Genomic DNA, 14,766 nt, shown 5'->3' on the forward strand with positions numbered 1-14,766 from the left:
GATATGGAAGCGATTTATGGAATTTATGCCGTAATGACCTGCGGATAGTGCGCAATAGGTGAGTGAAGTGCGAGGTTGGATAGGTAGCAATCTTCCGGCATGGTAGGGGAGGCTCCGGCTATCGTCCCTGGACTACCTACTTGACGAAAGACCAGTGATGAAGATTTCTCAAACTAGGCAAAAGCCTGCGCTTTACGCTTTGGTGTGCGTCACTATGTGTCCATCGATTTACTAGGAAAAACCTCGTTTTTATTGCCGATGTTGGGCCCAATTTCGGATGTTTTAGGCGAGGTGAGGGGGGTGAAAGGGGGTAACTTTTCTCGCTGTGTGGAAAGTGATGTAGGTCAACTTTTAGCCGTATTGTTGAGTTGGGCGGGGGTGCTGGTGAGGGGGATGTCTTCAGTGAAGCCACCGCATATCCTGGCGAATGTGCTGCATTTTGCCCTTGGGGGTGTTGACCTGGGTAATTGCCAGGTAAGAAACGCTATAGCGACTCTGGCTGATTTGATACTTAACTATTTCCCCCCAATTAATTAATGCAGAATGGGCATCTTTGATCGTTGATTTATTGGAAAAGTAACTTGCTTCGTATTCGCTTCTTTATCGATTATTTTGATGAACAAGGGCATTGTTGATAGCTAAGTGGTTATGTCAACCTTTTTGTTCTACATGTGCTGTGTTAGCATATGTAGTATTGCGAATTATCTTGACGGTCGGCTTTGCTACGTTTTAATAAAATCAGTTGTAGTCAACGAATTTATTGTTCAGTAGAAAGCGGCAGTCGTGTGTAGATTATCGAGATAGGGTACCTATGAATAACGTGAACGCAGCTGAGCCATTCCATGAGTTTGGAGCGGATCAACTGTTCTTCTCCGTGACCGATGGTAAGGGAGTGATTCAGGAAGCCAACCAGGTTTTCGTTGATCTTTCTCGCTACGGTAGTGAGGAGCTCATGGGCGCTCCGCACAACGTGATCCGCCATCCCGCTATGCCGGGTGGCACGTTCCACGCAATGTGGTCCACGTTGCAGTCGGGGCAGCCGTTCGGCGCGTACGTCCGTAACCGGGCGAAGGATGGAAGTCGATATGACGTGTATGCGACTGTAACCCCTTTGCCGAACGGTGGTTACTTATCAGTGCGCTCGAGGCCTATGTGTATCGATGTACGTGATGTGGTTTTTGAAATCTACGAAAATACCTTGAAGCATGAAGAAGAGCTTCGGGAAACGATCACTGCACGACGCGAGGTGGCTGCGGCTGGCGCGGAGCATTTGCTATCGCTAGTGAATGAAGCCGGTTTTGCTAGTTATTCGGAATTTCAGAACGCGATCCTGCCGATGGAGGTTCTTACTCGAGAGGCGGAAACCCCGGATATTGAAATGGGGCGTACCGCTAATGGCAAACTTGGTGACCTGCAAGAAAATGTGCATGGTGTGTTCCGAGAACTCGATGAGTGGATGCGGGGTCTGGAACCATTAGAACGACTTTCACTTATGTTGCGCCGCGCGCGCCGCAGGCTTGGTAGGGACGTTGAAATGACGGCGTCGATAGTCGGCTACATTGAGAAGCTGCGCGAAGAACTCGGCGACGATTATGAAGAGGTGCTGGAACCGCTGCGCCAGTGGGCAGAAATGCGTAACGACATTAACGAGCGCGTGGAACACCTGCAAGACCAACTTGAAGACTTTGACGGCCAAATTGAGCAATCACGGTTTACTATCGCATTGGCGCGCCTCCACACGACGATGGTCGTGCAGTTTATTGATGAGCTTTCGGAAAAAGACGAGCTTGATGGTGCCGCTCAACGTGGTATCCGTTTGCTTGCAGATGCGCTTGATGTAGATATTCTCACCATGTGGGAGACGGCGGAAAAGCTTACGATCCTCGCCGCCACCGTAAACTCCGATATTGAAACTTTGGTGTCTCAGCTGCAAAGCCCATTGGAAATCATGGTTGGATGGCGTGAGAGCATGGCTGATCATCATCAATCTGATGACCTCAAAGAACTTGTGCAATCAGTGAATAGCTCTACCCTCGGTGCTGAAGCAGCCATTAAAGAACTTATTTCGCTTTCAGAGCAGGTGAAAGAAGTAAAGACTGTGAGCACCGACGACCTTATGAACTACATCGAACAGGTTCGTGAACTCGCTGATTTGGATGGCGCATTGGAACCCACAGATGAGGTCGAGGCTGCGGAGGGCGCAGTGGAGGAGGGCGTCGATAAGGATGTGCCTTCCGAGGATGCACCCTCGGCAGACGAAGAGGCCGATGAGCCAGGGGAACGCACGGCCTAATCTCCACTAATCATGTGTCGTACTTGTACAAGGTGCGGCACATGATTGCTATGGTTTTCCTGGGGGTTTGGGGGAAGATTTTTGCTTCACACACATGTATGTGTACTGTAGTTAGCTAGTCCCACGTCTCCATGGTGGGAGCCCGAATTTCCCCGGTAGGCCAGCGAGAGCGGCTGACTGGGTTTCGCGCGTTCTGAATGTAGTTTGCGTCTCGGGCGTTGATAGCAATTGCGGTCGGTAAATCCCCGGCCGGATGACCGACCACACAAGAAAGACGGTTCATGCCCACAATTCAGCAGCTGGTCCGCAAGGGCCGCCATGATAAGACTGCCAAGGTGAAGACCGCGGCTCTGAAGGGTTCCCCTCAGCGTCGTGGCGTGTGCACCCGTGTGTACACCACCACCCCTAAGAAGCCGAACTCAGCGCTCCGTAAAGTTGCTCGTGTTCGTTTGACCTCCGGTATCGAGGTTTCTGCTTACATTCCAGGTGAGGGCCATAACCTGCAGGAGCACTCCATGGTGCTTGTGCGTGGTGGCCGTGTAAGGGACCTCCCGGGTGTTCGCTACAAGATCATTCGTGGTTCTTTGGACACCCAGGGTGTGAAGGACCGTAAGCAGGCCCGTTCTCGTTACGGCGCAAAGAAGGAGAAGTAATTCATGCGTAAGGGTCAGGCTCCTAAGCGTCCGATCGTTAAAGATCCAGTCTATGGTTCTGAGGTTGTTTCCCAGCTGGTCAATAAGGTGCTGCTTGACGGTAAAAAGTCCGTTGCAGAGCGCATCGTATATAACGCACTTGAGATTTGCCGCGAAAAGACCGGCACTGATCCAGTGCTGACCTTGGAGAAGGCTCTGGGCAATATCAAGCCAGACCTTGAGGTTCGCTCCCGCCGCGTTGGTGGTGCAACCTACCAGGTTCCAGTTGAAGTTCGCCCGGGCCGCGCTAATACACTTGCGCTTCGTTGGTTGGTAAACTTCACTCGCCAGCGCCGTGAGAACACCATGACCGAGCGTCTTGCTAATGAGATTCTGGACGCTGCCAATGGCTTGGGCGCTTCTGTGAAGCGTCGCGAGGACACCCACAAGATGGCCGAGGCTAACCGCGCCTTTGCTCATTACCGCTGGTAGTCCCCAAATGCTTTTCGACGGCCCCTTTCGCCCTGAACGTCACGCGCCGCTTCCATGTGGCCATACCTTGCGGCGTCAGGGGCCAGTTGCCTATATATAGGCTTCGAATAAACGACACAATATAAGTTAGGGAACAACTGTGGCACAAGAAGTGCTTACCGACCTGAACAAGGTCCGCAATATCGGCATCATGGCCCACATCGATGCTGGTAAGACCACGACTACCGAACGTATCCTCTTCTACACCGGTATCAACCGCAAGGTTGGCGAAACCCACGACGGTGCATCCACCACCGACTGGATGGAACAGGAAAAAGAGCGCGGCATTACCATTACCTCTGCCGCTGTGACCTGTTTCTGGAAGGGTAACCAGATCAATATCATTGACACCCCAGGTCACGTAGACTTTACCGTTGAGGTAGAGCGCTCCCTGCGTGTTCTTGATGGTGCTGTTGCCGTATTTGACGGCAAAGAAGGTGTTGAACCACAATCCGAGCAGGTATGGCGTCAGGCTGCAAAGTACGATGTCCCTCGTATCTGCTTTGTAAACAAAATGGACAAGCTCGGTGCTGACTTCTACTTCACCGTGCAAACCATTATCGACCGCCTCGGCGCAAAACCATTGGTACTCCAGCTGCCTATCGGCGCTGAAGACGACTTCGACGGCGTTGTTGACCTGGTTGAAATGAAGGCCATTACCTGGCGTGGCAAGGTAGAAACCGGTGCGGAGCCAACCATTGAGGAAGTCCCAGCCGACCTCGCCGACAAGGTAGAAGAGTGGCGCGAAAAGCTCCTGGAAACCGTTGCTGAATCCGATGAAGAGCTTATGGAGAAGTACTTCGGTGGCGAGGAGCTCACTGTAGCCGAAATCAAGGCTGCTATCCGCAAGCTCACCGTTGCCTCCGAGGTATACCCAGTGCTCTGCGGTACCGCATACCGCAATAAGGGCGTTCAGCCGCTTCTCGACGCCGTCGTTGACTACCTGCCTAACCCGCTCGACATTGGTGAAGTTGAGGGCCATAAGGTTGGTGACGAGGCTGAAAAGATCACTCGTAAGCCTTCCGTTGACGAGCCTTTCGCTGCTCTGGCATTTAAGATTGCCGTGCACCCATTCTTTGGCAAGCTCACCTTCGTTCGTGTGTACTCCGGTATCGTCGAGCCAGGTGCGCAGGTTTCCAACTCCACCAAGGGCAAGAAAGAGCGCATTGGCAAGCTCTTCCAAATGCACGCCAATAAGGAAAACCCTGTTGACGAGGCACGCGCCGGCAATATCTATGCCTTTATTGGTCTGAAGGACACCACCACTGGTGACACCCTCTGCGACGCCAATAACCCCATCATCCTGGAATCCATGGACTTCCCTGATCCAGTGATTGAGGTTGCTATTGAGCCTAAGACCAAGTCCGACCAGGAGAAGCTAGGCACCGCTATCCAAAAGCTTGCGGAAGAGGACCCAACCTTTACCGTGAAGCTGGATGATGAGACCGGCCAAACCGTTATCGGTGGTATGGGTGAGCTCCACCTCGACGTCCTGGTTGACCGCATGAAGCGCGAATTCAAGGTCGAAGCTAATGTTGGTGCACCTCAGGTTGCTTACCGTGAGACTATTCGCAAGGCTGTTGAAAAGCTCGAATACACCCACAAGAAGCAGACCGGTGGTTCTGGCCAGTTCGCACGTGTGATCATTGGCATCGAGCCTTATGCTCCTGCTGCGGAAGAGCTTGAAGAAGGCGAGTCCGCTGTATACAAGTTCGAAAACATTGTTACCGGTGGCCGTGTTCCAAAGGAATACATTCCTTCCGTTGACGCTGGTATCCAAGACGCCATGCAATATGGTTACCTCGCTGGCTTCCCGCTGGTAAACATTAAGGCAACCCTGATCGACGGTGCCTACCACGAGGTTGACTCCTCAGAAATGGCCTTCAAGGTTGCGGGTTCCCAAGCCCTGAAGGAAGCTGTTGCCAAGGCAAAGCCAGTGCTCCTCGAGCCAGTAATGGCCGTTGAGGTCACTACCCCCGAAGAGTATATGGGTGAAGTTATCGGCGATATTAACTCCCGCCGTGGCCAAGTTCAGGCTATGGAAGACCGCGCTGGCGCCAAACTGGTAAAGGCAAAGGTTCCACTTTCCCAGATGTTCGGCTACGTTGGTGACCTGCGTTCCAAGACTCAGGGCCGCGCCAACTACTCCATGATTTTCGACTCCTACGCTGAAGTTCCAACGAACGTGGCAGCCGATATCATTGCCGAGCGCAACGGCACCGCCTAGATTCTAGGTTTGTGAGGCCTATGGCGAGGCTGTGAAAGTCCAGTGCCTCACCATATGCTCCGTTGAGAAAACGGTGCACCCCTGTTGCTGGTAACTGCCTGCTGCTTGCTTTGAAAATGAGTTCTACAGAGCATTCAGCTGGCCGTTACCACAACTGCTGATACTTTTGGCGTATAAGGGTTTGAAATTCCGCTCTTAGCACCCTAGTATCATGTAACTGGCACAATTGACCCGCCGGACCTGTAATCCTGAGCATTTCGGGGCGTAAGGAAAGGCAATTAACCCATGTGGCTGCGAGAGTCGTAGCCACCGCGAAGTCCAGGAGGACATACAGTGGCAAAGGCGAAGTTCGAGCGTACAAAGCCGCACGTCAACATTGGTACCATTGGTCACGTCGACCACGGTAAGACCACCACCACCGCTGCCATCACCAAGGTTCTGGCTGATGCTTACCCTGAGCTCAACCAGGCTTTCGCCTTCGACGCCATTGACAAGGCACCGGAGGAGAAAGAGCGTGGTATTACCATTAACATCTCCCACGTTGAGTATCAGACCGAGAAGCGTCACTACGCACACGTAGACGCCCCGGGTCACGCCGACTACATCAAGAACATGATTACCGGCGCTGCTCAGATGGACGGCGCAATCCTCGTTGTTGCTGCTACCGACGGCCCGATGCCTCAGACCCGTGAGCACGTTCTTCTTGCTCGCCAGGTTGGTGTTCCTTACATCCTCGTTGCTCTAAACAAGTGCGACATGGTTGATGATGAGGAAATCATCGAGCTCGTTGAGATGGAAGTTCGTGAGCTTCTCGCTGAGCAGGATTACGATGAGGATGCTCCAATCATCCACATCTCCGCTCTGAAGGCTCTTGAGGGTGACCCAGAGTGGACCGCCAAGATCGTTGAGCTTATGCAGGCTTGTGACGAATCCATCCCAGATCCAGAGCGTGAGACTGATAAGCCATTCCTCATGCCTATCGAGGACATCTTCACCATTACCGGCCGCGGCACCGTGGTTACCGGTCGTGTTGAGCGCGGCAAGCTCAATGTAAACGAAGAGGTCGAGATCCTCGGCATTCGTGAGAAGTCCACCACCACCACCGTTACCGGTATCGAAATGTTCCGCAAGCTGCTGGACTACACCGAAGCTGGCGACAACTGTGGTCTGCTTCTCCGCGGTATCAAGCGCGAAGATGTTGAGCGTGGCCAGATTGTTGCAAAGCCTGGTGCTTACACCCCTCACACCGAGTTCGAAGGCTCTGTCTACATCCTTTCCAAGGATGAAGGTGGCCGTCACACCCCATTCTTCGACAACTACCGTCCTCAGTTCTACTTCCGTACCACCGACGTTACCGGTGTTGTGAAGCTTCCTGAGGGCACCGACATGGTCATGCCTGGCGACAACGTAGACATGTCCGTTACCCTGATCCAGCCTGTTGCTATGGATGAAGGCCTTCGCTTCGCTATCCGCGAAGGTGGCCGCACCGTAGGCGCTGGTCGTGTAACCAAGATCACCAAGTAATCACTGATTACCTAACGATCTAACTTTAGCCACTCGTCCCTTCTTGGAAGGGCGGGTGGTTTTTGTATTTCCTAGTTAAGGTTGGTTTTTAGCCTGGAGATGCTACTGTGGTAGCACACAAAATTGTAAAGCATTTGGCTGAATCTCTGGTGATCATGGATGGGGGTAATGATTGGGGTGAATCTATTGTCAGTAATGATGTTCTGCCGGTAGGATAAGGCTAATCGTTCAGCCCGCCCCATCATCCACGATGGGAGTGGGCTGGATCTCTATATGCGTTGAAAGTACCCGAGATTGACTGCTAGCATGTTAAAACCTCCTAAAACAGTCGACGAGCACATTCGGCTTTTGCGCGAAAGAGGAATGGAGGTAGATGATTCGCTGGCCCGTCAGTGGCTTTCTAACGTCAGCTATTATCGTCTGAGTGCTTACTGGTATCCGGCACGATGTTTTGACGCTTCGGGGCAAAGAGCTGACTACTTCAAGTCCGGCACCAAATTTCATGACGCTGTCGCACTTTATGAAGCTGATCGTAAATTGCGTACGTTGGTACATGATGGAATGGAACGCATAGAAATCGCTATGCGTACGCAGCTTATCGAACGGCTGTGTTGTCATAGTTCAGGAAGCTCGTTGGCATATCTTGAATCTTCAAGGTTTCGCCCAACCTTTAACCATTTAAAGTGGTTATCCACTATATATATTCGTTTAGCGCGCCAGAGCAACAGCGCTGCGGTCCAGCATCACAGGGAAAAATACAACGGCCAGTATCCTTTCTGGGTTGTGGCAGAAGTAGCTGATTTCTCAGATATCTCCCGACTTTACGCGGGTCTAAAAACAACTGAGCAACGTAAAATTGCAGAGAATTTGGGCATTAAAATATGTGTAAATAAGTTGTCGAAGAGTCAAAAAGAAAAAGTTCGCAAAAATCATCCGTTAGCGGGTTGGTTAGAGCAACTTACGGTAGTTCGTAATACTGCTGCTCACCATGGGCGATTATGGAATAAGTCGTTTGCGCCCGCGCCGACCGCTGCTCTTCGCACTGATCAAAGATTTGCATTCCTACCTGAAAATCAAAGCGAACGAGTCTTCGGGACTCTAGTTGTTATGGCACATCTTCTATCTACTGTTTCTCCCGGTACAACCTGGCCGGAAAAAGTCGTAAAGTTAATTACTGATGATTTTCTCGTAAATGCTTTAGCTAATAACTCAAGTCTCGGGGTGCCCGCAAACTGGGATCGGCAAAAGCTCGTACTATAAAATTCGCGGAAACTTTCAGGGTGGGAAGCAAAATGATTTTTTGTGAATGGTCCTCGCGCTGGGTTGCGAGCGATTAGTTAGCCAGTAATTTCTGATGACCGTGTGGCAGGGCTGGCACGGCAACTGTGGTCAACAAGCGGACGTAGCTGCCAGGAACAAGTTCGTTAATTTAGATTTGAACTGAATACGCATAACCTGGGGCTTTGATCTTATGCATTTCTCTCACGTCGATTCAAGGTTTATACAAGCATAATGGTGTGGTGCGTTCGGTGTTGTGGTTATGCGCCAATCCTGTGTAAGTCTTTTTCATGGACGAAGGCCTTCGCTTCGCTATCCGCGAAGGTGGTCGCACCGTTGGCGCTGGTCGTGTAACCAAGATCACCAAGTAATCACTGATTACCTAACGATCTAACTTTAACCACTCTTCTCTTCTTGCAGGGGCGGGTGGTTTTTGTTTTTAAGGGATTTCTGTTTGCTGATCTCTTGGATTGCGGGCGGGGTGGGGGTTTCGCTACAAACTGCAGGTAATCAGTTGTGCAAAGTTTTTGTGTTGGCTGGTGTAAAAGCCCTGGTTGTCCGGAACTGGCTGCGTTTATTTTCAAACCCAGCCAGTTTCCTACTTTTGTGTTTTGGTCACCTGGGGTTTTACGGTAGCAAAGTAGCTAACTGGCGATGTTGGGTCAACAAACATAGCCAGTTCCGGACGACCAGCAGAAACGCAAACCTCAAACGCCCTCCAAACGCCCCCCAAAAGCCCGAGAAATATTGCTTTCGCCTTAATCAGCACACCCCCAGTGTAAATTTAAATAGGAAACAATCTTTCTGCGCTGGGTAACTTCAACGCGATACGCACCTTATAGGAGCTAAAAATGGATATGGATACTTGGGAGCCGACGCTTTCGGCGGGCCCGTTGATAGCCATCGCGGCGACAGCGGTGGCGGTGATCTTATTGCTGGTTATTTATTTCCGGCTCCACGCTTTTCTTACTCTGGTGATTGTTTCGGTGTTTACGGCCCTGGCTGCGGGCATTCCGCTGGCTGGTGTGCCTGCGACATTGACTAAGGGTTTTGGTACGACGCTTGCTTCGGTTGCATTGCTTGTTGGGCTTGGGGCGATGATTGGTCGGCTTGTGGAATATTCCGGCGGGGCAAAGTCTTTAGCGGAGGCGTTAATTAGCAAGTTTGGTGAGGACAAGGCGCCGTTTGCATTGGGTGTGGCGTCTTTGATTATGGGCTTCCCAATTTTCTTTGATGCGGGTTTGATTGTAATGCTTCCTGTGGTGTTTGCGGTTGCCCGGAGGTTGAAAGGCCCATTGCTTGCGTATGGGATTCCAGTTGCGGGTGCGTTTTCGGTAATGCATGTGTATTTGCCACCGCATCCTGGTCCGGTGGCGGCTAGTGAGTTTTTTGGTGCGGATATCGGGTTGATCTTGCTGTTTGGCCTGATTGTTGGGCTTCCCACGTGGTACTTGTCCGGTTATCGTTGGGGCATTTATTTGGGTAAGAAATACGATTTTAAGGTTTCTGATGTGCTGCTTGGCCCGGTGCAGGATGAGGCTCAGGTAAAAAGCCCAGTATCGCCAGGCGTTGTGGTGGCTATTATGGCCATTCCGATGGTGTTGATTTTTGGAAACACCGGCTTATCGACGCTCGCCTCGGCCGGGGTCGTCGATAAGAGTGCGGGTTGGGTGCAGGTGCTGGTTTTCCTTGGTCAGACCTCCATCGCCCTGCTTATCACTACCGTGATTGCGATTGTGGTGTTGGGGCTACGCCGCGGAGTGGATAAAGCCGAACTGGAAAAACTTCTTGATGGTGCGCTTGGTCCGATTTGTTCTGTTGTGTTGATTACTGGTGCTGGTGGCATGTTTGGCCAGGTACTGCGCACCAGTGGCATTGGCGACGCCCTCGCCGAATCAATGTCTACACTCGGCATCCCGGTGATCCTGGCGTGTTATCTGATTTCCGTGGCACTACGTCTAGCCCAAGGCTCCGCCACGGTGGCCCTTACAACTGCTGCGGCGCTTATGGCCCCAGCCGTTGAAGCCGGTGGATACAGCTCGGTGCAACTAGCATTAATCGTATTAGCAACAGCAGCCGGTTCGGTTTTTGCAAGCCACGTAAATGACTCCGGTTTCTGGCTGGTAGGACGCCTTATGGGCATGGATGTGGCAACCACATTGCGCACTTGGACTATGAATCAATTACTAGTCAGCGTTATTGGCTTTGCCCTGGTTGTTATATTGTTTGGTGCTTCCACCCTGGTAGGTGTCGGCTAACCGGTTAACCATTCGCTAATACGTTGGGCAAGGATTTCGGGGGGATCTTCAACACCAAAGACCACGCCGTACTCGTCACTGCCCAGTGGTTCAAGGGTGTCAAATTGCGATTGCAAAAGGGAAGCAGGCATAAAGTGGTCTTTACGGGAATTTATGCGTTCCAAAAGTAAGTCGAAATCACCATGCAGGTGAATGAATGCAACACCTGGACACAATGAGCGAATCAGGTCACGGTAGGGGCGTCGTAATGCGCTACAACCAACGATTGCTCCATTAGGCTGAGAGGCAAGCCACGTGCCAATATCGCGCAACCAAGGCCAGCGATCCTCGTCGGTTAACGGGATACCAGCTGCCATTTTCTCAATATTGGTTTGCGGGTGTAGATCATCGCCATCACGGTAAGGAAGCTGCAAAAGCGGCGCTAGCAATTGACCAACAGATGTTTTGCCACAGCCAGAGACACCCATAAGGACAATATGGCACCCGCCGACTGGAATACTCATAGTGATAAGTCTAGCGAAACCAAATTGTTTGCATTTGGCATGGCAAAACAAAAGCCCCGGCGGTGCGGGGGCTAGCGGTGAGTTGAACTGTCTGGTGTTGATTTGGCTTTAACGGTCTGCCTCGACGCGCTGCCTACGTTGTTGCATCCAGTCGGCCCATAGCGCACCAGCAGCAACCATAAGGGAGCCAGCTGCGGCGGCACCCCACATGGCAGATCCTTCGGCGCGTGCGGCAGCAAGATCGGTAACGTTGGCGGCTTCTTGAGCGAATACAGTGCAGAGCGTGGTGCAATCCATTGGCTAAACAATCCTTGGTGCGAGTGCTTGTAGTGACATTCAACCCGTATGTCGGTATGGCCGAGCAGAGTGTTACAACTCGGCAACAAATTCTCGAATTTATTATATAGATGCAGGATATGCGTAACGTTTCGGGCTTTTATTGGGGGGTAGCTGGGGTGGGCGTAAGGGAGGGGTGGCAATCTGCTCCCGGTTGGTTGGGCTGGCTTTGGTGGACCGTTGGGGCTGGTGGCGTTTGTGAGCTATTTTTTGCCGGTGGTTTGGTTGTGTACAACTGGCTACCTGGGATTTGCTTAGGGCTGGGTGTTCTTTTTGGGCGCTGGGTGTTCTTTTTGGGCGCTGGTTGGGCGTGTTGTCACAGATTCCATTTTTTCGGCCGATTTTATGGAATCTGCGACACGATAGGTAGGGAACCTGTCACAGATTCCATTTTTTTCGCTGTTTTTATGGAATCTGCGACAAACCCCAGGTCAACGATTGTGTGCAATGTTGGTTGCTGTCACAGATTCCATTTTTTCGGCGGATTTTATGGAATCTGCGACAGTAAGGATAGAAACATCACCAGTTTGATAGGGTGCGCCTATCAAACACCCAGGAAAGCTGCTTAAACACGCGGGAAACCAGCTCAAGCACCCAGGAGAACTAGCCAATACCCTAGAAAAGTGTCCGTCGCACCCAAAACCAGCCCCACCACTCTAAACGTAATAAAATAAAAATTAATTTTGCTTTCGGGGTAGCTTCGCGGGACGTCGAAAATGGGGGCGATTACGTCTAAGCTTAAAAAATCTTCGGTTTGAGTTGCGTACGGCGTGCTGACGTGATTAGATAACGGGGTTGCTTTAACACATTGTGTGAGCCATAACTTAGCAAGCCCAAATGGGAACTGCTGGGGTTGGTAAGAAAATGATGATGGTAAAGCAAACATGAACCACCTTCTTGAAAAAGATGGTGTCCGTGGTTTGGTCGTCCGACACGCCCGACTGCGGGTACCGGAGAAGGGGCATGGCAAGTAAACAGCGGCAGTAGGTTGTAGGGCCTTATGTATGTACGCGGATCTCTGGGTTTCCAGGGGGAGTCACGTGCGGTCCGAATCCCACACTTGGCTAGCGAAAGCTGCGGAGCGTTGTTTATGAGCAGCCCTCCGGTAGACCCAAGTGAACAAGACTGGCGTTGCGCCCGGACCCCTAAACCGGACAACGTTATAGAGAAATCATCAGCGATTCCCACCAATCACCTTGGTGATGTGGGACAGCGAGGAAGAGGACAAGCGTGGCGGGACAAAAGATCCGCATCAGGCTCAAGGCCTACGACCACGAAGCGATTGACGCATCTGCACGCAAAATCGTGGATACGGTCACCCGTACTGGTGCCCGTGTAGTCGGCCCAGTGCCGTTGCCAACCGAAAAGAACGTATACGCCGTTATTCGTTCTCCACACAAGTACAAGGATTCTCGCGAGCACTTCGAGATGCGCACCCACAAGCGCCTGATCGACATTCTCGACCCGACGCCGAAGACGGTTGACGCTTTGATGCGTATCGACCTTCCGGCCAGCGTCGATGTGAATATTCAGTGATCGACGGAATTTGGCAGCGGAGAATAACTAATGAGTGAAACTGAGATCAAGGGCATTCTGGGCAAAAAGCTCGGCATGACTCAGATCTTCGACGAAGATAACCGTGTCATTCCGGTAACCGTCGTTGAAGCTGGGCCGTGTGTTGTCACCCAGATTCGTACTGTTGAAACCGACGGCTACAATGCCGTCCAAATCGCCTTTGGCGAAATCGACCCGCGTAAGGCAAAGAAGCCACAAGCTGGTCACTTCAAAAAAGCTGGCGTTACCCCCCGCCGTCACGTAGCCGAGATCCGTATGGATGATGTTTCCGGTTATGAGATTGGACAGGATGTTACCGTTGACATTTTTGACGGTGTAAAGTTCGTCGACGTTACCGGCACATCCAAGGGTAAAGGCTACGCCGGCGGCATGAAGCGCCACGGCTTTTCCGGCCAGGGTGCATCCCACGGTAATCAGGCTGCACACCGCCGTGTTGGTGGTATTGGTGCCTGCGCTACCCCGGGCCGCGTCTTTAAGGGCACCCGTATGGCTGGTCGCATGGGTAATGAGCGCGTCACCACCCAGAATCTTAAGGTTCAAAAGATTGACGCCGACGCCAACCTGCTTATCATCAAGGGCGCAATCCCTGGTGTTCGCGGTGGCCTCGTAACCGTTAAGACCGCAGTGAAGGGCGGTGCACACGCATGACCAATCTGAAGCTTGACGTCCACACCGCTTCCGGCGGCACTGACGGCCAGGTTGAGCTTCCTGCTGAGATTTTCGACCGGGAAGCCAGCATTGCGCTGATGCACCAGGTTGTTGTCGCGCAGCTCGCCGCAAAGCGTCAGGGTACCCACGCTACGAAGACTCGTGGCCAGGTATCCGGTGGTGGTAAGAAGCCATTCCGTCAAAAGGGCACCGGTCGTGCCCGCCAAGGTTCTATTCGCGCCCCGCACTTTACCGGTGGCGGTGTAGCCCATGGCCCAGTCCCACGCGATTACTCGCAGCGCACCCCAAAGAAAATGAAGGCAGCTGCCTTGTTTGGTGCGCTTACCGATCGTGCTCGCCACGATCGTATTCACGTGGTAACTGAGCTGGTAGAAGGCCAGACTCCTTCCACCAAATCCGCTCGTGCCTTCCTGGAGCGCCTTACCGACCGCAAGTCAGTATTGGTAGTTCTTGGGCGTGAGGATCTTACTTCCCGCAGGAGCGTGAATAACCTGCCAGGCGTCCACGTACTGGTTGCTGATCAGCTGAACACATATGACGTACTCAATTCTGACGACGTCGTGTTCTCCGTTGAGGCACTCAACGCCTTCGTATCCCGCGTGCAAGGCGCGGACAAGGAGGAGAACTAATGGCTACTATCGCAGATCCCCGTGACATTATTTTGGCACCAGTGGTTTCTGAGAAGTCCTATGGCCTAATGGAGCAGAACGTATATACGTTCTTTGTTGCCCCAAGCGCCACCAAGACCCAAATCAAGATTGCTATCGAGCAGATCTTTGGTGTCAAGGTTGACTCCGTAAATACCGCGAACCGCGAGGGTAAGCGTAAGCGTACCCGTGCTGGCTACGGTCAACGTAAGTCCACCAAGCGCGCCTTTGTGACTCTTCGCGAAGGTTCCATCGACATCTTCGGCGGTTCGGCCGCGTAACCCGCGAGTCGA

At 52.2% G+C, this 14,766-nt stretch carries 13 protein-coding genes and 1 pseudogene; 12 read left to right on the forward strand and 2 right to left on the reverse strand.

Translation table 11 applies throughout. The features are described from left to right. Positions 1-811 precede the first annotated feature (811 nt). The 8 genes and pseudogenes from CFREI_RS01555 to CFREI_RS01590 all read left to right on the forward strand — a co-directional run bounded on the left by CFREI_RS01555 (position 812) and on the right by CFREI_RS01590 (position 10,743). Positions 812-2,293: a PAS domain-containing protein gene (locus CFREI_RS01555; protein WP_051255928.1), complete on the forward strand. Its 1,482-nt coding sequence runs from the start codon at positions 812-814 to the stop codon at positions 2,291-2,293. Positions 2,294-2,574: 281 nt separating this feature from the next. Continuing rightward, on the forward strand, positions 2,575-2,946 hold the full coding sequence (gene rpsL / locus CFREI_RS01560) for a 30S ribosomal protein S12 (protein WP_027012648.1): 372 nt from the start codon (positions 2,575-2,577) through the stop codon (positions 2,944-2,946). 3 nt (positions 2,947-2,949) lie between these two features. Beyond that, complete coding sequence (gene rpsG, locus CFREI_RS01565) at positions 2,950-3,417, forward strand: 30S ribosomal protein S7 (RefSeq protein WP_027012649.1); 468 nt, start codon at positions 2,950-2,952, stop codon at positions 3,415-3,417. 139 nt (positions 3,418-3,556) lie between these two features. Then, entirely contained in the window at positions 3,557-5,683 is a 2,127-nt protein-coding gene (fusA, locus tag CFREI_RS01570) for an elongation factor G (RefSeq protein WP_027012650.1), read from the forward strand. A gap of 333 nt (positions 5,684-6,016) precedes the next feature. Next, on the forward strand, positions 6,017-7,207 hold the full coding sequence (gene tuf, locus CFREI_RS01575) for an elongation factor Tu (RefSeq protein ID WP_027012651.1): 1,191 nt from the start codon (positions 6,017-6,019) through the stop codon (positions 7,205-7,207). 306 nt (positions 7,208-7,513) lie between these two features. Beyond that, positions 7,514-8,467: an Abi family protein gene (locus CFREI_RS01580; protein WP_035112018.1), complete on the forward strand. Its 954-nt coding sequence runs from the start codon at positions 7,514-7,516 to the stop codon at positions 8,465-8,467. A gap of 308 nt (positions 8,468-8,775) precedes the next feature. Next, positions 8,776-8,856: pseudogene (locus CFREI_RS01585) on the forward strand (EF-Tu C-terminal domain-related protein); the annotation flags it as partial. 486 nt (positions 8,857-9,342) lie between these two features. Then, positions 9,343-10,743, forward strand: a complete 1,401-nt coding sequence (locus tag CFREI_RS01590) for a GntP family permease (RefSeq protein ID WP_027012653.1) — start codon at positions 9,343-9,345, stop codon at positions 10,741-10,743. Here the strand turns inward: CFREI_RS01590 and CFREI_RS01595 are convergent. Then, a complete protein-coding gene (locus CFREI_RS01595; protein ID WP_027012654.1) occupies positions 10,740-11,246 on the reverse strand; it encodes a gluconokinase in 507 nt (168 codons plus the stop codon). The two genes, CFREI_RS01590 and CFREI_RS01595, sit on opposite strands and share 4 nt — an antisense overlap. 108 nt (positions 11,247-11,354) lie before the next feature. Beyond that, on the reverse strand, positions 11,355-11,543 hold the full coding sequence (locus CFREI_RS01600; protein WP_027012655.1) for a hypothetical protein: 189 nt from the start codon (positions 11,541-11,543) through the stop codon (positions 11,355-11,357). Positions 11,544-12,812: 1,269 nt separating this feature from the next. Here CFREI_RS01600 and rpsJ point away from each other — a divergent pair. From rpsJ to rplW, 4 genes are read left to right on the forward strand one after another with little or no spacing between them, the layout of a single operon-like run. Then, the gene (rpsJ, locus tag CFREI_RS01605) at positions 12,813-13,118 is read left to right on the forward strand and encodes a 30S ribosomal protein S10 (protein ID WP_027012657.1); all 306 of its coding nucleotides are present in this window, start codon (positions 12,813-12,815) and stop codon (positions 13,116-13,118) included. 30 nt (positions 13,119-13,148) lie between these two features. Further along, entirely contained in the window at positions 13,149-13,805 is a 657-nt protein-coding gene (rplC, locus tag CFREI_RS01610; RefSeq protein WP_027012658.1) for a 50S ribosomal protein L3, read from the forward strand. After that, complete coding sequence (gene rplD / locus CFREI_RS01615) at positions 13,802-14,455, forward strand: 50S ribosomal protein L4 (protein ID WP_027012659.1); 654 nt, start codon at positions 13,802-13,804, stop codon at positions 14,453-14,455. The genes rplC and rplD overlap by 4 nt, the downstream gene beginning before the upstream one ends. Next, positions 14,455-14,754: a 50S ribosomal protein L23 gene (gene rplW / locus CFREI_RS01620; protein ID WP_027012660.1), complete on the forward strand. Its 300-nt coding sequence runs from the start codon at positions 14,455-14,457 to the stop codon at positions 14,752-14,754. The genes rplD and rplW overlap by 1 nt, the downstream gene beginning before the upstream one ends. Positions 14,755-14,766: the final 12 nt, after the last annotated feature.

This window comes from Corynebacterium freiburgense, from assembly GCF_030408815.1.
Classification (GTDB): Bacteria; Actinomycetota; Actinomycetes; order Mycobacteriales; family Mycobacteriaceae; genus Corynebacterium; species Corynebacterium freiburgense.

Excerpts from the sequence above, each read along its gene's own strand:
- CFREI_RS01555 (WP_051255928.1), top strand. The coding sequence starts at position 812 with ATGAATAACGTGAACGCAGCTGAGCCATTCCATGAGTTTGGAGCGGAT.
- rpsL (WP_027012648.1), top strand. The coding sequence starts at position 2,575 with ATGCCCACAATTCAGCAGCTGGTCCGCAAGGGCCGCCATGATAAGACT.
- rpsG (WP_027012649.1), top strand. The coding sequence starts at position 2,950 with ATGCGTAAGGGTCAGGCTCCTAAGCGTCCGATCGTTAAAGATCCAGTC.
- CFREI_RS01580 (WP_035112018.1), top strand. The coding sequence starts at position 7,514 with ATGTTAAAACCTCCTAAAACAGTCGACGAGCACATTCGGCTTTTGCGC.
- CFREI_RS01590 (WP_027012653.1), top strand. The coding sequence starts at position 9,343 with ATGGATACTTGGGAGCCGACGCTTTCGGCGGGCCCGTTGATAGCCATC.
- CFREI_RS01595 (WP_027012654.1), bottom strand. The coding sequence starts at position 11,246 with ATGAGTATTCCAGTCGGCGGGTGCCATATTGTCCTTATGGGTGTCTCT.
- CFREI_RS01600 (WP_027012655.1), bottom strand. The coding sequence starts at position 11,543 with ATGGATTGCACCACGCTCTGCACTGTATTCGCTCAAGAAGCCGCCAAC.
- rplC (WP_027012658.1), top strand. The coding sequence starts at position 13,149 with ATGAGTGAAACTGAGATCAAGGGCATTCTGGGCAAAAAGCTCGGCATG.
- rplD (WP_027012659.1), top strand. The coding sequence starts at position 13,802 with ATGACCAATCTGAAGCTTGACGTCCACACCGCTTCCGGCGGCACTGAC.
- rplW (WP_027012660.1), top strand. The coding sequence starts at position 14,455 with ATGGCTACTATCGCAGATCCCCGTGACATTATTTTGGCACCAGTGGTT.